At 41.5% G+C, this 20,046-nt stretch carries 16 protein-coding genes and 3 tRNA genes; 7 read left to right on the forward strand and 12 right to left on the reverse strand.

The features are described from left to right. Nucleotides 1-48: 48 nt before the first annotated feature. From EI164_RS01060 to EI164_RS01070, 3 genes are all read right to left on the reverse strand, one after another. Entirely contained in the window at nt 49-597 is a 549-nt protein-coding gene (locus EI164_RS01060) for a protein-disulfide reductase DsbD N-terminal domain-containing protein (RefSeq protein WP_192518149.1), read from the reverse strand. 730 nt (nt 598-1,327) lie between these two features. After that, nucleotides 1,328-2,401, reverse strand: a complete 1,074-nt coding sequence (locus EI164_RS01065) for a hypothetical protein (protein WP_192518150.1) — start codon at nt 2,399-2,401, stop codon at nt 1,328-1,330. Between the two features lie 506 nt (nt 2,402-2,907). Then, a complete protein-coding gene (locus tag EI164_RS01070; protein ID WP_192518151.1) occupies nt 2,908-3,843 on the reverse strand; it encodes a helix-turn-helix transcriptional regulator in 936 nt (311 codons plus the stop codon). Nucleotides 3,844-3,908: 65 nt separating this feature from the next. Between EI164_RS01070 and EI164_RS01075 the strand changes: the two genes are divergently transcribed. After that, entirely contained in the window at nt 3,909-4,127 is a 219-nt protein-coding gene (locus EI164_RS01075; RefSeq protein ID WP_192518152.1) for a hypothetical protein, read from the forward strand. Nucleotides 4,128-4,145: 18 nt separating this feature from the next. Here the strand turns inward: EI164_RS01075 and EI164_RS01080 are convergent. The 5 genes from EI164_RS01080 to EI164_RS01100 form a co-directional block, all read right to left on the reverse strand. After that, nucleotides 4,146-4,221 (reverse strand) — tRNA-His (locus EI164_RS01080). 39 nt (nt 4,222-4,260) lie between these two features. Continuing rightward, nucleotides 4,261-4,337, reverse strand: a tRNA-Arg gene (locus EI164_RS01085). Nucleotides 4,338-4,433: 96 nt separating this feature from the next. After that, nucleotides 4,434-4,510: transfer RNA gene (locus tag EI164_RS01090), tRNA-Pro, on the reverse strand. Nucleotides 4,511-4,749: 239 nt separating this feature from the next. After that, on the reverse strand, nt 4,750-6,234 hold the full coding sequence (locus EI164_RS01095) for an McrC family protein (RefSeq protein WP_225739054.1): 1,485 nt from the start codon (nt 6,232-6,234) through the stop codon (nt 4,750-4,752). A gap of 15 nt (nt 6,235-6,249) precedes the next feature. After that, nucleotides 6,250-7,731 (reverse strand): McrB family protein, encoded by a 1,482-nt coding sequence (locus tag EI164_RS01100; protein ID WP_192518153.1) that lies wholly within the window; start codon nt 7,729-7,731, stop codon nt 6,250-6,252. 335 nt (nt 7,732-8,066) lie between these two features. Between EI164_RS01100 and EI164_RS01105 the strand changes: the two genes are divergently transcribed. From EI164_RS01105 to EI164_RS01115, 3 genes are all read left to right on the forward strand, one after another. After that, complete coding sequence (locus EI164_RS01105; protein WP_192518154.1) at nt 8,067-8,771, forward strand: DUF4442 domain-containing protein; 705 nt, start codon at nt 8,067-8,069, stop codon at nt 8,769-8,771. A 430-nt stretch (nt 8,772-9,201) separates the two neighbouring features. After that, nucleotides 9,202-10,029: a thiazole synthase gene (locus EI164_RS01110; protein WP_192518155.1), complete on the forward strand. Its 828-nt coding sequence runs from the start codon at nt 9,202-9,204 to the stop codon at nt 10,027-10,029. A gap of 263 nt (nt 10,030-10,292) precedes the next feature. Further along, nucleotides 10,293-11,714, forward strand: a complete 1,422-nt coding sequence (locus tag EI164_RS01115) for a WS/DGAT/MGAT family O-acyltransferase (RefSeq protein ID WP_192518156.1) — start codon at nt 10,293-10,295, stop codon at nt 11,712-11,714. Between the two features lie 75 nt (nt 11,715-11,789). On the opposite strand, the gene EI164_RS01120 is transcribed toward EI164_RS01115, so the two are convergent. Beyond that, the gene (locus tag EI164_RS01120) at nt 11,790-12,617 is read right to left on the reverse strand and encodes an inositol monophosphatase family protein (protein ID WP_192518157.1); all 828 of its coding nucleotides are present in this window, start codon (nt 12,615-12,617) and stop codon (nt 11,790-11,792) included. A gap of 402 nt (nt 12,618-13,019) precedes the next feature. Next, nucleotides 13,020-15,068, reverse strand: a complete 2,049-nt coding sequence (gene dxs / locus EI164_RS01125) for a 1-deoxy-D-xylulose-5-phosphate synthase (RefSeq protein ID WP_192518158.1) — start codon at nt 15,066-15,068, stop codon at nt 13,020-13,022. A 466-nt stretch (nt 15,069-15,534) separates the two neighbouring features. On the opposite strand from dxs, the gene ribA reads away from it, so the two are divergent. From ribA to EI164_RS01140, 3 genes are all read left to right on the forward strand, one after another. Continuing rightward, a complete protein-coding gene (gene ribA, locus EI164_RS01130) occupies nt 15,535-16,227 on the forward strand; it encodes a GTP cyclohydrolase II (protein ID WP_192518159.1) in 693 nt (230 codons plus the stop codon). A 7-nt stretch (nt 16,228-16,234) separates the two neighbouring features. Then, the gene (gene hemF, locus EI164_RS01135) at nt 16,235-17,239 is read left to right on the forward strand and encodes an oxygen-dependent coproporphyrinogen oxidase (RefSeq protein WP_192518160.1); all 1,005 of its coding nucleotides are present in this window, start codon (nt 16,235-16,237) and stop codon (nt 17,237-17,239) included. Between the two features lie 395 nt (nt 17,240-17,634). After that, the gene (locus tag EI164_RS01140) at nt 17,635-18,117 is read left to right on the forward strand and encodes a c-type cytochrome (RefSeq protein ID WP_192518161.1); all 483 of its coding nucleotides are present in this window, start codon (nt 17,635-17,637) and stop codon (nt 18,115-18,117) included. Nucleotides 18,118-18,394: 277 nt separating this feature from the next. Here the strand turns inward: EI164_RS01140 and EI164_RS01145 are convergent, their stop codons facing one another. Further along, complete coding sequence (locus EI164_RS01145) at nt 18,395-19,351, reverse strand: mechanosensitive ion channel family protein (protein WP_192518162.1); 957 nt, start codon at nt 19,349-19,351, stop codon at nt 18,395-18,397. A 104-nt stretch (nt 19,352-19,455) separates the two neighbouring features. Further along, nucleotides 19,456-20,031, reverse strand: coding sequence for a lactoylglutathione lyase (gene gloA / locus EI164_RS01150; RefSeq protein WP_192518163.1), 576 nt, complete (start codon nt 20,029-20,031; stop codon nt 19,456-19,458). Nucleotides 20,032-20,046 lie beyond the last annotated feature (15 nt).

Here is a 20,046-nt window from a genome sequence, read left to right on the forward strand (position 1 = left end):
CCATATTTGAATATCAAACAGACACTGATGTATGAATCGATCCACTAACTACTGAACCGCAATATTAACAGTGGTTTTTATCTTTTCTGGTGGATAGCACAGCCCTGCTTTAGCACAACCTTGCCACCCAATCACAACCGGTACATTCTTAGCACCTTTACCATTGTTTGTTGTCAGCATGGTAGTGGCGACCATATTTTTTTGCGTAAATACTGGCACCTTACCAAAGGTCGGATCATCAATTGAAACAGGTGACTGACTAAAAGTAAAAGGCGTTGCACTCACCCCTTTAGGAAAGCTCATAGTAAGCTTATTTTTATAGACGTAATGCCCTGGCGTGATATCAACAGCAATAGATAAGCGTGTACCTTTAGACATTGCCTTAGTACTACTACTCACTTGAAAAGCTTGATCAACTGGTAAAAATTTCGATTTTTTCGCCGTGTTATTACTAAATAGCTCACCTAACCCTGCTGCCTGCGCACTCACAGATATCATGGACGACATACTCATAACAGTAAATGCAAGCACATAGATTTTTTTGGCAGCATGTTTTGATATTGTTGCCGATGTTGATGTTGACGTTTGGATTGACATAAATGATTACCTTTAACTGCTGCTTTTCAAGACTGATATGTATCTTTAATCTGTACAGTACACGTTGCATAGGCTAAAGGTGGCTAGCCTGTCACTCATCTATACAGAGCCTTATAACGTAAAAACTATATCGAATGGTATTCTTTGCCTACTAATAAAAAATATCAACCAATAATTATCTTATTGATTGATGTCATAGTCGATTCAATTTAAAAATAGTACAAAGCAACTGAAGATGTATACGTGATACCGCAAGCGAGACGCTGTCATGCTTTTTCTGTAATACTTTTATAGTGGAGTGACTATAGTATTGAGCAATGAGTCATTTAAAACGTCATACACCCCAAGGATACTTGTATAGATTTATAGACAGTTAATTCAATTTGGTGCTGACTACCACTAGGGTCTGTTGCTGACTATTCAATAACTCTCACTATAGCTTGACGAATGGTTTTACCATAGTAAAAATGTGACTCAGTCAACAATATACAACAGTAAGCAAATATTAAGAAAGCTATGGTATGTCATGAGTTAGATTGTATGACTTAAAATGAGAAGGATGGTAAATAAGAAAATTACCATTAAATAGACACCTTTCAAGCCCTATTACCAAGCAACCAGGTGATAACCATCCATCGCATTTACTTTGATAAATTGCAGACTTTAGGGTTTGGTACACACTCATCAATCAATGAAAAATACCGCCACACCATACCTAAAAATCCACCACTCAAAAAAGTGGTGTAGAGTCACTACTGTCTGGCATCAGACCTTTCAACAATAAAACGTCTAAATTCTGTTGTTGCAGTTTTTTATCGAAATCATTTACCTCTGCAATCAACATTCTTTCGATTCGCTTATCGCTAGAAAAAACACTCAAGCGGGCACAAATAACCGCCAGTTGATAAATGCGTTTTTTACAATAACCATCTAGCCCTTGTAACAGCCTAACCATATGCGGTGTTTCAAGACTGGCATAGTCATAATCTGCCACAACTTGTTGACCAAGTGCCATAACACTATAGCTAATAGATAAATGCGCACAAAAATAACAACTGAATAAATAGCCAACAACATGACCAATATAGTAACCACGATCATAGGTAAAACTACTCACGCCAAAGTGGCTGAGCACGTAGTTATTGAGACTACCTTGATCAAGGATAGGTTTGGCATGTTTTAGCTTACCAATAGTCGCAAAACACAATGGGTTGCGACCATCTTGAGTAGTGAGCTGCCAACCTGCTGGTTTTTGGGCTGGCATGTGACGAACAACATCAGCAATGATATCATCGACGACATGCAACTGCTGCCAAAGACGTTCTAGTCCATCCGTATCCATCAAACCACGTTTATCGAGCTGCTGAGCAAGCAAATATTGCTGACGTTCTACGAACTGTGGTTTTAGCGTTTGCACCAAATACGTAGGACGGGTGCCCGCTGAAGCCATGTATAGCAACCGAGTACGATCATATTGAGAGTGATACAGTGCCACACGCTGCTCTGCGATATTGGTCTGACTATCAGCAGGTTTTTGCATGGCAACATTGCTATCAGCAGCCACAGCAGCTGAGCTGTTAGATATTACCGTCACGTCTTCTGAGTGTGGTAACGTAAACAATGCTAACAATGCAGCTTTATCAAGAGGCTCAGCCACACTATCTGCTTGCACACTATCTGCAAGGCATTGGTCGTCTTCACCCTTGCCTTTGATGTGGTTTGTATTGCCTTGTTTTTTTGCGCATGCAACAGAGCCTTGTTGGTTCTCGGCTTGTGCATCTGGCTTTGCAGTCGGTTCAGTCATAACATACCATCAGCAGTATAAATAAACATCATCTAGGCCGTGCGATATGAACACCATGTAGTGAAATATCTTACGCTAAACACAAACGCTCATACCCAGATAACTCATTAGCCCATAGTAACTGAATACAAGCGCATTGTCAGCCGTACATCGTCGAAATACTAGGGCGTGTCCTCGTTTTGAAAATGGTAATAAAATGAGATAGGTAGTACGAATAATATCAAGTCATTAGCAAGCTACTTGATGCAGCTTGCAATAGTTTAACCACGTCTGGTCCATTTATAGTTTAGATTGAGCACACAGCCCTACTATGGCTAAGTATATTTAACGTAAACTAGGGTGTGTCCTCATTTTAAAAATGGTAATAAAAATGAGATAAATTGTAGTCAAACAAGGAAAATAGCGCAGATAATATCGAGATATTAGTCAGCTATTTGACACCGTTTGGCAAGATTTAGCCATTTTTAACCCATTTAGATGGCTATCGATTGAATTGAGGACACGCCCTAAACCATTATTCTTTTTTGATACTGTTGACGATATACTTTGGGGGACACCCCATATACACGCTTAAAGGCCTGACTAAAAGTAGAATCTGATGCATAACCAACTAACTCACTAATACGGCCAATACTGTTTTGCTGCAAACGCAAATAACGGGCAGCTAAACGTAGGCGATAATCCATAAGATAAGTCAATGGCGGTATGCCAACCGTATCTCTAAAACGCTGTGCAAAGCTTGATCGTGACATCCCAGCTACCCCAGCGAGCTTATGTATCGTCCAACTTTGATTGGGGGATTCATGCATAGCCACCAACGCTTTGGTCAAAAAAGGATCTTTCATAGCTTTTAGCCAGTTTTCCGTCGCCTCAGGTAAGCTTTCAATATACACACGCAAACACTCAATCATCATAATGCTTGCCCAATGATTGATAACAGCGGTCTTCCCCATGCGATCACGCTCAGCCTCTAGGGTCAGCAGCTTAATCTCTACGTCAATCACTTCAAACCTACCATCAGATGCGTCGTTAATTTCGGGTAAAATCGATGGCAACACAGATAATAAAGGACGTATCATCTCTTTATCATACTTACATTCAATTAATATCAAAGAGGAGTTGGGGTCACCATTACCATCAATATCCAGCGTATGTTTTTTACAATTGAGCAATGAGTCATCTAATGGTTCAGCAGCATCGCCATGATGATTTAACGCATAGCTAACATGTCTATGTGCATTAGGAATCATAATCATATCACCAGCATGGGCCTGTCGTAGACCGTTACCGACATCAATACAAAAGCTACCAGACATGACCAAATAAAATAAAATCGTATCTTTCCTAGTAATTGAATAAGACCAATTACCAGCACCATTTAACCGATAGTATTTGGTTTCAAACAAATGCACATTTTGTAGCAATACGCTCAATGCGTCCATCAATTATTTCCTCGATAAGATAAGGTCAATATATTCCATACACTATATGGCTTTAAAAGTTTCTCATGACACCTGACTTAAAAACGTATCGCTATTGGTCTATATCAAAGCAAATAAAGAATAATGAAACAAGCACAGAGAAATGCGGCTTATTAAAAACAACCTATAATAAGATACAACAGAAAAAATCAGACAGACGCAAAAAAATGCCAAAAGAGGCAGATAGCATAGTTTATATTAAAATATTTTTGAAGAAAAAACTTAGAACTAACAAGGAAGGATAAAAATAGCACAGAAAAAATTGGGGCGACTGATGGGACTCGAACCCACGACAACCGAGATCACAACCCGGGGCTCTACCAACTGAGCTACAACCGCCATAACTATTACCTGAGAAGGTAAGATTTGCAGGCTAGATGGTGCGCCTGGCAGGATTCGAACCTGCGACCACCTCCTTAGAAGGGAGATGCTCTATCCAGCTGAGCTACAGGCGCTCTTAGAGGGCTTTTATACATTAAATTTAGTTTTAAATATAGCAGAAACTAAACCATTATACATAAAAAAAAGCCTGTAAGGCTCTTAAAAATAGATGGTCGGAGTGATAGGATTCGAACCTACGACCCTCTGGTCCCAAACCAGATGCGCTACCAAACTGCGCCACACTCCGAAATTTTCTATTATCACGATAGGTTTGCTTATTGACTTGTTATTGGTAATACCGCTAACTTGTTAACGCTGCTCGCTATCGAGGTGCACATATTAAGGGGAAAAGATGATTGTGTCAACACCTATTTTTGATTAATTTAAAAAAAAGCTAAATTATTTCAAAAGTACTTATTTTTCGTGACACAGCGCTTATACAGCACCCTACCCTTTCGATAAGATTTAAGTCTTATCGAAGGCTGATTATACTCCGTTCCAATCTGGAATCAAGCCCTTATTTACCTTACCAGTGAGAACATTAAAAGGAACGAGCCATAACTGAGTAATATCCCTATGCACATCAACGTCTTGACCATGAAGCGACCGTTGACTGAGCGCGATAACCTGCCTATCGTCACCTTGTACAGGGTAGACTAACCAAACCTGTCTTGCTTGATATGCCTGCGCATAACTGGTCAACTGATAAGCATCGCTGGCACTGATATCAGCTGCATGAGATAAAGCTTTCCACTTGATATCGATGACATGACTATAGCTACCTGAAACACTAATCGTAGAGGTGTTTGCTGTATCACTCCGATCTTGATAAATATCTGTATTTATCGATGGCTTATATATGAGCAAATCAGGACGTATAGACAAGCACGCCTGTCCTTCTAAATCACTGAGCCAGATACTTTGTGCTTGATATAGCGGCTTATAGTTCGAACTCACCTGTCTGAACATTGAGGCGATACGCTGACTTGCCCATTGTTCAAAAGCTTGATTCATATCAATCAACAGGCATAAACGTGGTCGCGATAAATTTTGTTTAAATGCTTTGTTTGGGTCAATAATATAACCCGCAGTGCTATTTGACTGTTGTAATAACCAATAAGCCAAATTCACCAGTTGTTGCAGAGCTTGTAGCTTGTTTATTTGAAGCGGCAGAACGGCTAACTGCTGCTGAGCTTGATGGTATATGGTATCTAGCCGCTGCAGTTCAGCCTGACTCAGCACAGATATTGAATGCCACGCCTGCACAGATTTAGGTACCGTTGAGGTGCTGACTAAAGGACTTAATAACGCCAGTGCACTCTTAATCAGCCGATTACTTTGCATGTCTTGACTCAGGATACTACTTTCACAGATGAACTTATGCGGATGCATGCTGTTTTGGCGTAGCTGTTCTTTGACAAGCAACCGCCCTTGTAACGATGCTTGATTATGGGTTTGCGACTGATAATGCTTGGTTGGTTGATGCGGTATCAATCGTTGCAAAAACTGCATACTAAGCCAATCTGATAGTGGCAATGTGGCTATCGGTAGTACGCTATGCTGATTACTAACCTGACCTAAGTTCTTTGTCCTAGGTAGTTTATTGGCGATGCGGTCACTGCTATCAATCAAGTCTGATAACATCGCTTGTACCCATTGACGAGTTTGTATGAGATTACTGTTTTGAGTAGACTGGCTCAGCTTGGGTAATATTTCCAATATCATGCCGCTAGGCAGAAGAATAACACCAATATAATGTCCAACTTTTAGCTGCCACTGCCCTTGTTTACGTTTGATACTGAACACTGAAAACTCTTGCGTCATCAACCAATGAAAATCCGTTACCTGCAAAAAATCCGCCGTCGTTAGCCGTTGATGCTCAAACACAGTAATAACGTTAGTGTCAACTGAGCCAATGTCATTGACACAATTGCTTGCACTGCTCTGACTGCACTCATTACTATTTATCAATTTTTAATAACCCAATCAATATAGTCGCTGATAGGTAATAGGTTTTGTAAACTCACCTGTCTTGGTGACGAGATCATCATTAATCTTATAACCACCTGTATTCATTGATTGTCCAAGCCATGAATTGTGCCCTGAGAGTACCTGACCCTGTGCTGTTAGATTATTTTTCATACCTATCTGATGGTTTTCATCATTTGCTACCAGTGCTTGGCTGTCTTGAATAAATTGAGCACTCAATGGCTGCTGCGCATCCTTAAAAATATACTGTAACGCCGATACTTGCCCTCCAGTGGCTTGAACTAGTTGTGGAATAATCTGCTCAACCAATGCACTTTGTAACTGTTCAAGACTAGTGACGGAAAACAAAAAAGCATGACCCAATTGCGAATCGACTCCTAACGTCTCAATAATACGCCTGTTTAGACCAGTTAATAATCTCGCTAAATCTATAATTTCTGAGTCATCACTTGCGAATGTTTTTGGTGCTTCTACCTCTTTTGTATTAAAACTGATCATTGGTAATAATTCGGGCTGCGGTGGACAATCAACAAAGCGAAAACGACGACGCAGTGCCATATCTAGCGGTGCTAAAGAATAGTCTTGAGTGTTCATGGTCGCATAAATATCGACATTAGCAGGTACACTAAAGGTCCGACCGGAATATGCTAGATTGATCGTCATGGCATTTGCCATACCTGTACGTTTATCCGACTCAATCAAGCTAAGTAGCTCACCAAAGACTCGTGAGACGTTAGCACGATTTATTTCATCGATCAGCATGGCATAGCGCTGTTTCGGATTATTTGCTGCACGCTGACATAACGTTAAAAATGCGCCATCTTGAATCGCATAGCTCATCTGAGACGCACCGTTATTGAGGTTATTTGATTGACTGCTGGCTGCCATCACAGGACGAATACCTTCGACAAATTCTTCATAACCATAAGCCTGATGAAAACTCACCATACTAAACCGCTGCTGACTAAAAACTTGGTTTTGGCTGGTGTTATTGTCACGCTTTGCCTGCTGAAATTCTTCTAACTGCTGCGATAAACCCGTTAATAACGCCATGCTTTCTGGTAACAAATACCATGCTCCACTATTATCTTTATCAAAGTAAGCTTGGCTGGCACGATTCTCGAAACTCACTGTCTTAGAGTCAGCAGGGCTATGCCTGCGCAACTCTAACCATGCAGTGCTGCTAAGATTACTCTCACGAGCATTTTGCGAGGCTTTTGCGACAAAAAATTCATGACTGACAATTTCAGGCACTTTGACCAAGTCTTGATGGTTAGATTGTAAGTCTAAAAATATCAGACAGACAACATCACGCCAACTGAGTGCTTGCAACAACTGTTTCAGCAAATCTTCATCATTCGCTCTAGGCAGATAGTCGGTATATTGCTTGGCAATTTGTAACAGTCGATAGGTTTTACCTGTACCAGCAACCCCTGTATAAATAATATTGGTCGGCTTATGAATTGATGTATCAGGCATAGCTTTATCCAGCAGATGAGAAGTACTTAAAAGAATAAAAAACGCTCGAAAATGCTATTACTATAACGTTGCTCATCATAAAGCATCTAACAACATTACTGTTAACAATATAGCTTGTAACGAGGTTGTTTCTAGCATCTAAGACATGATGAAGTTACTGTTGGTTTTTAAGCGCAGCAGTTCATTCTAATAATAGTCGAGCGACAATAGTTAATGTAACATAGTGGTTATAGCAGCTTTTATAATACTCAGTATTTTTCTGCTACGATAGCCAGATATCGGATATGGCCTAAGACTCACACCTCATTCAATCCATATAAGTTAAGGAATTTTGTATGTCAGGATTATTAAAAAAACTCCCTACTAAGCTGACCAGTAAATTACCAGTCAAAATGACTGACAATACAAAATCGCCAGCCGAAAAACAAACCAGCACGCTCAAACCTATTAATAACCAATTCACCAAACTGTTATCCGTGACGAAGTACTTACCCGCCAGCGCCCGATCGAGCATTTTATCCAAAGCCTTTGGTAAAGTAGTGCCGTATGTTGGCACGACGGGGGTCTATTATGAAACGGTCGACCCCAATCAGGTGGTGGTTAGCTTAAACAATACCAAGGCTGTACAAAATCATATCGGCTCTATCCATGCCGTTGCAATTACCTTGCTGGCCGAAACAGCCACAGGTTTTATCTTGGGTTTAAATTTACCCTCTGACCGTATCCTATTGATTAAATCTTACTCGGTTAATTTTTATCGTCCTATCAAAAAAGGCCAAATTGCTGCAGTCGCAAGCTTATCTGATGAACAGCGTTTAGATATCTTGAACACCCCAAAAGGTGAAATGGTTATTCCTTGCGTGATTGATGACCGTGAGTCTGATAGTGAACGTGACCCAATCGTGGTTGAGATGACATGGGCTTGGATACCTAAGTCTGAACTAGAAGCACGCCGTAAAGGTAAAGAAAATAACAAAGTCACAGAAGTTAATACTGACACTGAAACCACCACAGAGCCCGAAAAAACAAACCAGCTATAAACAAATGAGCGGTAGTTCATATCACTACAGGTAAGTACGGTAGCAGATCACTTAGGGCGTATTCAACGCACCTTTATACCATTAGCTATAGTCAAAAAACTCTAAAATAAATACAGAACTACTGACTGCGGATTATACTGTAGTACCTCTAAGGAAGGTAGTACAGTAGTGGTTTGGTAGTTTGCCGGCTATAAATGGTTAAACTGGGTAAAGATTGTCAGTAAGCACGCATGAGTTTGTTATAATAGTTTCTCATTTCGCGCACGTAACAAGGCTTGCCTTTAATGCTAGACGCTTTCTTATCTCATCGTCACCATTATCATCAAAAGCAACTGTCTATTACCGAATAACGACCTGCGTTGAATGACCTTTACAGTTAATCTTGCTCTTTGTTTGTTACCTTTGTTCGCCCGCTATTAGGATTATCCTTATGTCACAACAAGCCGTTTCTCCTACTACTAACCTTACTCCACTTTCACAAGATACTTTTACTGTAGGCACTCGTACATTTTCTTCTCGACTGCTGGTTGGTACAGGAAAGTATAAAGACATGACCGAAACTGGTGCTGCTATTGCCGCGTCAGAAGCTGAGATTGTCACGGTTGCTATCCGCCGAGTCAATATTGGACAAAATAGTAACGAACCTAACTTATTGGACGTTATCTCACCCGATAAATACACCATCTTGCCCAACACGGCTGGCTGTTTTGATGCTGAGACTGCTGTTCGTACTTGTAAGCTGGCACGCGAGCTATTAGGTGGGCATAATTTGGTTAAGCTTGAAGTTTTGGGTGATGAAAAAACCTTATATCCAAACGTAATGGAAACGTTGAAAGCTGCCAAAGTATTGATTGATGATGGTTTTGAAGTGATGGTCTATACCTCAGATGATCCTATCGTTGCACAGGAACTAGAGAGCATGGGCTGTGTCGCCATCATGCCACTTGGTAGCTTGATTGGTTCAGGTCTTGGTCTGCTCAATCGTCACACGCTCAGTTTAATCATTGAAAATGCTAAGGTTCCCGTACTGGTAGATGCTGGCGTTGGCACAGCCTCAGATGCTGCACTGGCGATGGAACTTGGCTGTGATGGCGTACTCATGAACTCTGCGATTGCCAATGCTAAAAATCCAGTCATGATGGCGCATGCCATGAAACATGCTATGTGGGCAGGTCGCGAAGCATTTTTAGCAGGTCGCATGCCGGTACGTAAAATGGCAACTGCTAGCTCGCCACAAACTGGCTACTTTTTTCAGTAAAATTTTGACTTAGTGAGATTGCATCACACTTAGCATTTGTTGAATATAATAAAAAGTCAGCCACATAACAATAAGAAAATTTGACGGTAGACCCGCTTATATTGAGAGGTTATTTTAATAACTGCCTAAAACTTATTGAGCAGTCATATAGTTTCAATACCATATAGCTTCAATGTCATATAGTCCTAATACAGACTATATGATTGCTTAATAGGCGCTCATGATAGCTTCTCATTTAACGTATCGTCATAAAAGGATTTATTATGCGACTTCTCACAGCAGTCGATCAATTATTTTTGTTTCTTGAGTCGCGTAAACAACCCATGCATGTTGGTGGCTTATTTGTATTTGAAGTCCCAGATGCAGCAGATAGTGATTTTGTCTATCAATTAGTGAAGCAGATGCAGGATTCCTCTGTACCACCGACCTTTCCTTTTGATCAGGTTTTGGAGCATTTGGTATTTTGGAACAAAGACAAAAACTTTGATGTCGAGCATCATCTTCATCATGTCGCGCTGCCAAAACCTGCACGAATACGTGAACTGCTGATGTATGTGTCAAGAGAGCATGGACGTTTGCTTGATCGCGCCATGCCTTTATGGGAATGCCATGTAATTGAAGGTATCAACCCAGAGAATGAGGGCGATCCTGAACGCTTTGCTTTATACTTTAAAATTCATCACTCCTTGGTCGATGGCGTAGCAGCCATGCGCCTCGTACAAAAATCTCTCTCACAATCGCCGCTTGAGCCAGTGACACTACCAATTTGGTCTTTAATGGCACGTCATCGTAATCACGCAAACACGATATTACCTTCAAGAAGATCCATTAGGCGTATCGTTAAAGAGCAAGTATCTACTATTAAACCTGTATTTACAGAACTGCTAGATAACTTCAAAAATTCTGGCGATGAGGGTTATGTCGGTACCTTTGATGCACCAATGAGTATCTTGAATAAGCGTATTTCAGCCTCACGGCGGATAGCTGCACAGTCTTATGATATACAGCGCTTTAATGATATTGCCCAAAGACTACAAATCAGTAAAAACGATGTGGTCTTAGCCGTTTGTGCTGGAGCACTGCGTCGATACTTGATATCGATGGATGCCTTACCAAGTAAGCCTCTCATTGCTTTTGTACCGATGTCACTGCGTACGGATAACAGCATATCAGGCAATCAGGTGTCATTTGTTTTGGCCAATTTGGGCACGCACGTCAATGATCCATTACGTAGGATAGAGCTGATTCATCGTAGTATGAATAATAGCAAACGTCGATTCCGCCGAATGAATCAAGCACAAGTCATCAACTATAGTGTCATCGCCTATGCTTGGGAAGGTATTAATTTAGCCACTGGCCTATTTCCAAAAAAACAAGCTTTTAACCTTATTATTTCAAACGTGGCTGGTTCCAAGAAGCCTCTATATTGGAATGGTGCGCGCTTACAATCTTTGTATCCTGCTTCTATTGTATTCGATGGACAAGCCATGAATATCACCTTAGCCAGCTATTTGGATAAGATCGAGTTTGGTATTGCCGCTTGTAGTAAAGCATTGCCGCATGTACAAGACATGCTCGAGCTGATAGAAAAAGAATTAACGCTATTAGAAATAACAAGCAAAAAACTCGAATTTCAAGGTATTACCGTTAAAGATAATAAAACAATAAAAAAGCTGGCTCCTTAACGGAACCAGCTTTTTATGTACAGGCTATGAAATACAGCCCTCTCAACACTAATGTCTATCTATACTAAGACCTATCTATACCGCATCGCCCCATAGTGGCACAACCACTTGCATGAGCGGTTTCAATAATTTGACATTACATGCAAATATCGAACCTGATGTCATCGAGTTGTGCGCACCTGTATGATCGACCACCACACCACGTGCTTCAGTGACGATAAGCTCGCCAGCAGCGATATCCCACGGCTTAATAGACATTTCAAAATAACCATCAAAACGACCAGCTGCTACATAGCATAGATCTAGTGCTGCTGACCCTAAACGACGAATTTGACCGCCCGCTTCAGAGACTTTTTGTAAGCTTTCGAAGTGCTCTTTAGCATAAGACACAACCTCGCCATTGCGTTTACGCTCTAGCGGATGACCCGTAGTAAATAAACCACCATCAATGGTTTTGCGTTCGCTGACATTGATACGGCGCTGATTCAAACGAGCACCTTTACCACGGCTAGCAGAGAACATCTCATCACGAACAGGATCATAGACCACACCATGCTGAGTAACACCTTTATGCTGTACCGCAATAGATACACAGAACTGTGGCACGCCATGAACAAAGTTTTTGGTGCCATCTAGCGGATCAATGATCCAGCACCAGTCAGCATCTTCACCGATACCTTCTTGCATACCAAACTCTTCACCCAAAAATGAATGATTTGGATAGCTGGCTTTTAGCGTCTCAATCGTCAGCTCTTCACTGAAACGATCAATACGCGTGACCAATCCGTCGAGCCCTTTCGACTCGATATCCAACTCGATTTTGTGGCGGTTTTGATGCGCATATAAAATCTCTTTACCAACTTTTTCAGCAGTACGCGCTGCGATGACGACCATGGGTTCCATAAATAACCTATTTGCTTGATGAATGAATATAAAAATCAGACTAACTTTGTGCCCACAACATGCCAATTAGACTAGCCGCATCACACCACATCTATGCGATTTAAAAAACGTGTCTTTTATCAATAAAAACTGATAAACGACAACCGCATTATACTAAAATTGTTCGAGAAAAACGAAAAAACCATTACATTCGCCAAACCAACCTATGTTTTGGTGGTCATTACAAACTGCGCAAGTTGTAAAAAAGTCAGCACCCACGGCTAAGTAGGCGTCATTTCTATGTATGAGTGTCTTATTAACTAAAATCGCCACTCTGTCTCAAGAGCGTTGCGAGCTCAATACTGTCAATCTTAAAAACTGCAATCTTTAAAACTGGTAGTATATCAAAAATCAGAATACTACTTATGATAATAGCTGCTGAAGCTGCTTAACCACACCATCAGTATCCAACCCACAATCGGTCATTTGTTCGGCTTGTGAACCATGCGCAATAAAGCGATCAGGAATGCCAATATTACAAATCACAGGGGAATAATGCTTAAAAGCAATCGACTCGTTGAGCAAATATTCGTTTACCGCACTACCTGCGCCGCCCATCAGTACATGCTCTTCTAAAGTTACGATATGGGTAATGCCTCGGGCTAGTAACAAATCTAACAGTTCAGTATCTAGCGGCTTTACCCAACGCATATTGACCAAATGCACCTGGCAATTTAATGCCATCTCATCAGTGGTAATAGCTTCTGCTGCTTGCTGAGCCGTTGCCACCATCGTACCAAACGCTAGCAATGCTACTTGCTTGGGCGCATTATCGCTACCTGATACAGACTCAACTGTCGCTTGACCGATTTTGTAAGTTTGTAAAGGCTGTTCGATAATAGCACCTGTTCCAACACCGCGTGGATACCGTACTGCCGTACATCCTTGATATTCATAGCAGGTATTGAGTAGATGATAACATTCGTTTTCATCTTTTGGTGCCGCAATCACCATATTTGGCACACAACGTAAAAAGCTAAAATCAAACACGCCAGCATGGGTGGCCCCATCTTCACCGACCAAACCTGCTCTATCAATCGCAAACATCACATCAAGATTTTGCAACGCAACATCATGAATCAGCTGATCATAACCTCGCTGCAAAAACGTAGAGTAAATCGCGACAATTGGCTTAACACATTGCGTTGCCATACCAGCGGCTAGCGTGACAGCATGTTGCTCAGCGATGGCCACATCAAAAAAACGCTCTGGATAATGACGAGCAAACTCAATCATCCCCGAACCTTCTTCCATCGCAGGCGTGATGGCAAGCAGATTCTTGTCTTCGGCTGCTTTATCACATAAAAACTGTCCAAACACTTGCGAATACTTTAATGCAGGCTTATTTTCTACCGCTTTAGCCGTTTTAGCTTTCGCTTCGCTCTCTTCAACAGGTAGCTTACTGATAGCATGATAGCCGACCGGATCTAACTCAGCAGGCGCAAAACCTTTACCTTTCGTGGTATAAACATGAACTAAAACAGGACCTTTTAGCTGCTTAGCCAATGATAGTACCCGTAGCAGCTCAGGAATATTGTGACCATCAAACGGACCAAAGTAGGTAAAACCAATGGCTTTAAATAAATTATCTTCTACTTGCGGAACATCGCGCATCTCTTTGTGACGCTTTCGACGATCAAACCCTTGCATATCGGGACGATGACATAAGACAGGTTCACCGCTATCAGAGATATCAACCTGATAGCCGGACTCCCAAAGCATGGCTAAATGCCGTGAAAATCCGCCGATAGAACAGGATATAGACATATCATTATCATTAAGGATGACCAGTAGATCAGCATCTTGCTGTACCGCATCATTCATGGCTTCAAATGCCATACCACCTGTCATCGCACCATCGCCAATAATACAAGCAACTGTTTGCGATCGACCTTGATAACGCAGCGCTAGGCTCATTCCTAAACCCGCTGAGATAGAAGTAGATGAATGACCAACACCAAAGGTATCGTACACGGACTCCATACGCTCAGGAAAGGCAGTCAAACCATTTTTAGAGCGAATGCTTCCTAGCTGCTCACGACGACCAGTCAATACCTTATGAGCATACGCTTGGTGACCAACGTCCCAAACGATCTGATCTTCTGGAGCATCTAATAAATAATGTAGCGCAATGGTCAATTCAACCACGCCCAAATTGGCACCAAAATGCCCGCCACTCTGACCAGCTGAGTACAGCAAAAAAAGCCGTAATTCATCAGCTAAGGTAATAAGCTGAGCTGCGGTAAAAGATTTTAAATCAGAGGGTACATTAATACCATCTAATAACGGCGTATGCGGGCGCACACGCGGAATGACAGCATAAGTCTGCTGCAAAGTCGACAACTGGGCAGCAGACGTGGTGGCTGATTCAGATACGGACTGAGACTGTGGGGGGTGGGGTGACTGCTGCATAAACCGTACGATACCTACCAATCTGCTGACTAGACGTGCTTTAGAATATAAAGATAACTATAGCTAAGCGACGTCAATAATATCTACATCATTATTGATGTGACTGACCATATAATTATTCATGCTACGCCTACGCGCATATAGCTACGTGGCGTCTAAAAGCAAACACGCCGTCATAATAGACAGCGTTTTTATACCAAGGGTGGATATTATGCCTTATTATTTTGCATCAATACCGAATGTTCGTGACGACATAGTAATGTAAGGGTAAAGACTTGTCACTGTATCCGTCAAAATAGTATGGCATAATAGCATTTTTTTTTAATGGTCGCTTTAATCATCGTGCATCGTCTGTGAACTTTGTGTGTTATTTATAATAAAGACAATCAGCACGCGTGCGTTACGAACAGGTTATACTGCTATTACAGACCTCACTGCCACAATTATCGGCTTATGCAGGACATTAATGTCATATCAATTTATTACTAGTGCCAAGCTACCAACTCGTCATGGCGAGTTTGATATTCATATATTTGAAAACGAAGACGGTCAAGAGCATGTGATGCTGACCGTTGGACTTCCTGTGGTTGCTCAAAACACAGAATTGAACAATACAGCAAACCCGAATGGTAAGATGGCAAATCAAAAACCTCATCTGCTTGAACAACAGACGCCATTGATTCGTATTCATTCTGAGTGCCTAACTGGTGACGCCTTTAGCTCACTGAAATGCGATTGCGGGCCACAGCTAAATACAGCAATGCAAGCCATACAAGAGGCAGGCTGCGGTGCTATATTATACCTGCGTCAAGAAGGTCGCGGTATTGGCCTGACCAATAAAATTCGTGCTTATGCCCTCCAAGACCAAGGGCATGATACCTTAGATGCCAATCTAATGTTAGGCTTGCCCGCAGATGCCCGCATTTATGACATGTGTGGACCGATGCTTGCTCATGTCGGTGTTGATACCGTTCGTCTTATCACCAACAATCCAAATAAGATTGCTTATCTCACTGAACACGGTATTGATGTCATTGAACGTGTACCATTACTGGTTGGAGTAAATGATATGAACGCTGAATATCTAGCGACCAAACGCGACCGTATGGGACACTTGCTAGATAAAGACCTCAATACTGCAATACACCTAAATAAATAGATATTTTATGAGTATTTCAAATATAGATAATAAGCACGATCTCTCAGAGTCAACGACGACACCGACCGATAATGACATCGCACGAGTACGTGAATTCTTAGTCGATTTACAGGCGCGAATCTGTCAAGCGTTAGAAGCACAAGAGCGTGATGGTGGCACAAATGGCAACGAGCATGCCACGTTTGTCGCTGATGACTGGGAACGTCCTGAAGGCGGCGGTGGACGCTCATGTGTCCTAGCAGATGGCGAGGTGATTGAAAAAGCGGGCGTGATGTTTAGTCATATTCATGTTCACAACCTACCAGCGTCAGCAACGGCACGTCACCCTGATATCGCTGGTCGCAAAGCTCAAGCCATGGGCGTCTCATTGGTGGTACACCCCAAAAACCCCAACGTCCCTACTAGCCATGCCAATGTGCGTTTGTTCGTCGCCGAAGCGAAAGGTGAGAACCCTATTTGGTGGTTTGGTGGTGGTTTTGATTTGACTCCGTTTTATCCGGTACTGGCTGACTGTGTTCATTGGCATCAGGTTTGCCACGACCTATGTGCGCCTTTTGGCGATCACATCTACCCTGATTTTAAACAATGGTGTGATGAATATTTTCATCTACGTCATCGTGATGAGCAGCGCGGTATCGGCGGCTTGTTCTATGACGATGTCAATACTGAAAGTCGTGGCTGGGATTTTGAAACCTGCTTTGATTTTATGAAAGCTGTAGGTAACGGTTATTTGGATGGCATTTTACCTATTTTTGAGCAGCGCAAAGACACACCTTACACCGATGAACAGCGTAAATTTCAGCTGTATCGCCGTGGTCGCTATGTTGAGTATAACCTTGTCTATGATCGCGGCACGTTATTTGGACTACAAAGTAATGGTCGTATTGAGTCTATCTTGGTTAGCATGCCACCATTGGCTAGCTGGCACTACCGCTTCGAACCTGCTGAAGGGACGCCCGAATTTGAGCTGACCGATTTTTATCTGAAACCACGTAATTGGTTGACTCTATAGTTTGTACGAATATAATAAGGACTAGAGATGTCTTCCAGACTATTGTCTAAAATATTAAAATAAGGTCAGCTATAGTAGCTGACCTTATTTATATACTCACTCTTAAAAAACTGTCAGTTACATTAAGGGATTGCGTTCATTCAACTATATATTTTAGATTATCTTTATTATTGTCCTAATAAATAGTTGTCATTTCAAAAATTACGATGATGTAACAACTATTTTAACTATAACTACGTAAATTGTGGTTACAATAGAAGTCATATTCTGAAAAAATCATTTAGAGTCGAATACGATTCTAAATGGTTATAAGTAAAGCTTATACCTACACCTTGTTCAAAGCCAGCGTTTGCATACACGCATACTATTAGCAATATTTTAAAGGAGTAATCTATATGACACAGGTTCATTCTAATAAGTCATTAAAGTCTATTTTTGGTATCACATTAATGGCAGCTGCCCTAGGCTTAACGGCATGTAGCCCTTCAGCAGATACTGACTCTAACCCTGATCTACAAGCCCGTCAAGACAGCATGAAAAACTGGGGTGATGCCATGGGTGTCATGGGCGATATGGCTAAAGCACCTGATACCTTTGATGCAGATGTCGTTAAAGAACAAGCCGCATTCTTAGCAGAAGATGCTAGTACGCCCTGGAGTCATTTCGAAGACCCAGAAAACATGGGTAATGCAACTGAGGCAGTTTGGTCTAATGCGGAAGGGTTCCGTGCAGAAGCCGAAAACTTCGAAGCCGTCACTGCTAATCTAAGCGCTGCTGCACAGACAGCGACTAGTATGGATGACATCAAGCCTGCCTTTGGTGAAGTTGGTGCAAGCTGTAAATCATGTCATACTGATTTTAGAGCAAAAGACGAATAAATCTTTATACTGATAGCTAGGGCGTGTCTTCAAGTTACTCGATAGTCATCTCAATGGGCTAAAAATGGCTGAATCTTGACAAACATCGTCAAATAGCTGGTTAATATCCCGATATTATCTGCGCTATTTTCCTTGTTTGACGGCAATTTATCTCATTTTTATCACCATTTTTGAAATGAAGACACGCCCTAGTAGACAAGCATAAAAAAACCGCCACATTTTTGATAGGGCGGTTTTTTTATTATCAAAATTAAGCTATGTCCATATTAAGACATGATTACTCTGCTACTGACTTGCTCGTATCAATTGGCTTGCTTGTATCGATCGTTTTTTGCTCATTCAGTTTATTCACAATCGTCACGACAGATGAATCACTCAAATCTATCGTCCGAATTGGGAATGGAATATTTATACCAGCCGCATCAAATGCGCTCTTGATCTCCACAAAAACCTGATGAGTCGAGGCGACTTTATTGGCCTGTGTGCCATCTTCAATAAACCAACGCACCATCAAATCAATCGAAGAATCTCCAAAACCCGTCGCAATCACACTCGGCTGAGCTTTCTTTGAGACACTATCTGATCTGTCTAATGCTTGCAAAATTTCAGCTTTTGCTGCTTCGATGTCGTCTTCATAACCAATACCCACGGCCAGTTGTAATCGGCGCTGCTTATATGCCGTATTGACTGTCAACGCTGAGGTATATAAATCAGAATTGGGAATCACCACTTGCCGACCATCATAAGTTTTGATGGTCGTTGCACGGATCTTAATATCTTCGACGGTGCCCTCATATTCACCAGACACTATCTGATCGCCGATACGAAACGGCTCTGAAATAAGTAGCAAGATACCAGACAGCAAGTTTTGAAAAATATCTTTAAAGGCAAAACCAATAGCAACTGAACCGATACCAAGTGCACCGATCAACTTGGCAGGCGTAAAGTCTGGTACTGTAATGACCATGGCTATCATAATGCCAATAAAGATAATGAGCGCCCCACCCACTCGCTGAAAGACTTTAACTAGATTTTGATGACGTCTACGACGGCCTAAAATTTTATAAACAACCTTTTTAAAGGCAATCGATAAAAACCAAAACACAAGAACCACGATGATAGAAGCAACAAAATATGGAATACGCTCAAGAAAGCTAACGAATATTTCATTTGCTGAATCAATAATACTTTGATAAGTCAGAACATCAGTGGTTACTTCCTCAGAGGTGGGCATTTAGGTATCACTCCTTTGATCAGGGGGCTCGCTAACTTACTCAATCCATTAATAACTATAACTGCTTGGCATAAGCAATAACTCCTTATACCACGCATTCAAACCTAACCCATCAAGTCAGCTTGGACAATCTCAATCCAGTAACCATCGACATCTTTGATAAAGGCAATGTTTTTCATACTGCCATCTTCTGGGCGTTTTTTGTATTCGACATTGTTTTTATCAAACCAAGCAACGGCTTCCTCTAAATTAGGGACGCTAAAACAGATATGACCAAAGCCTTGTGGCTCTTGGTTGCCATCATGATAACTAAAGTCAGCTTGGGTTTCGGTCCCGTAATTATGGGTCAACTCTAAGATGCCACGTTGACGGAATGCAAAAATTTCTAAATCATTGCCAGCTGGCAAATTCTCACGCTCGCTTTCTGTCAATTTGGCTAAAAAGTATAAATCAAAACCCATATCAGGGAACTTTTTGACCGCAAGCAACGTCATACCAATAACGCCTGTGTAAAAGGCTAATGACTTGGCAGGGTCTTTTACCCGTAGCATCGTATGGTTAAAAGTAAAGCCTGTCGTCTGAGCTGAAATTGGCTGCACACCAGTAGTGATTACACTGCTCTCTGGCTGATCAATGACAAAATCATTATGATTATCGGTAGCTGATTCAGTATTTGACATAGATATAAATATCCT

Source organism: Psychrobacter sp. FME13 (genome assembly GCF_014861395.1).
Taxonomy (GTDB): domain Bacteria; phylum Pseudomonadota; class Gammaproteobacteria; order Pseudomonadales; family Moraxellaceae; genus Psychrobacter.

What these genes read in the sequence shown, in the direction of transcription:
- EI164_RS01065 (WP_192518150.1), bottom strand. Translation starts at nt 2,401, where the DNA reads ATGACTGAACCGACTGCAAAGCCAGATGCACAAGCCGAGAACCAACAA.
- EI164_RS01100 (WP_192518153.1), bottom strand. Translation starts at nt 7,731, where the DNA reads ATGCCTGATACATCAATTCATAAGCCGACCAATATTATTTATACAGGG.
- EI164_RS01140 (WP_192518161.1), top strand. Translation starts at nt 17,635, where the DNA reads ATGACACAGGTTCATTCTAATAAGTCATTAAAGTCTATTTTTGGTATC.
- ribA (WP_192518159.1), top strand. Translation starts at nt 15,535, where the DNA reads ATGTCATATCAATTTATTACTAGTGCCAAGCTACCAACTCGTCATGGC.
- dxs (WP_192518158.1), bottom strand. Translation starts at nt 15,068, where the DNA reads ATGCAGCAGTCACCCCACCCCCCACAGTCTCAGTCCGTATCTGAATCA.
- EI164_RS01110 (WP_192518155.1), top strand. Translation starts at nt 9,202, where the DNA reads ATGTCACAACAAGCCGTTTCTCCTACTACTAACCTTACTCCACTTTCA.
- EI164_RS01145 (WP_192518162.1), bottom strand. Translation starts at nt 19,351, where the DNA reads ATGCCCACCTCTGAGGAAGTAACCACTGATGTTCTGACTTATCAAAGT.
- hemF (WP_192518160.1), top strand. Translation starts at nt 16,235, where the DNA reads ATGAGTATTTCAAATATAGATAATAAGCACGATCTCTCAGAGTCAACG.
- EI164_RS01115 (WP_192518156.1), top strand. Translation starts at nt 10,293, where the DNA reads ATGCGACTTCTCACAGCAGTCGATCAATTATTTTTGTTTCTTGAGTCG.
- gloA (WP_192518163.1), bottom strand. Translation starts at nt 20,031, where the DNA reads ATGTCAAATACTGAATCAGCTACCGATAATCATAATGATTTTGTCATT.
- EI164_RS01105 (WP_192518154.1), top strand. Translation starts at nt 8,067, where the DNA reads ATGTCAGGATTATTAAAAAAACTCCCTACTAAGCTGACCAGTAAATTA.
- EI164_RS01075 (WP_192518152.1), top strand. Translation starts at nt 3,909, where the DNA reads ATGACACCTGACTTAAAAACGTATCGCTATTGGTCTATATCAAAGCAA.
- EI164_RS01060 (WP_192518149.1), bottom strand. Translation starts at nt 597, where the DNA reads ATGTCAATCCAAACGTCAACATCAACATCGGCAACAATATCAAAACAT.
- EI164_RS01120 (WP_192518157.1), bottom strand. Translation starts at nt 12,617, where the DNA reads ATGGAACCCATGGTCGTCATCGCAGCGCGTACTGCTGAAAAAGTTGGT.
- EI164_RS01070 (WP_192518151.1), bottom strand. Translation starts at nt 3,843, where the DNA reads ATGGACGCATTGAGCGTATTGCTACAAAATGTGCATTTGTTTGAAACC.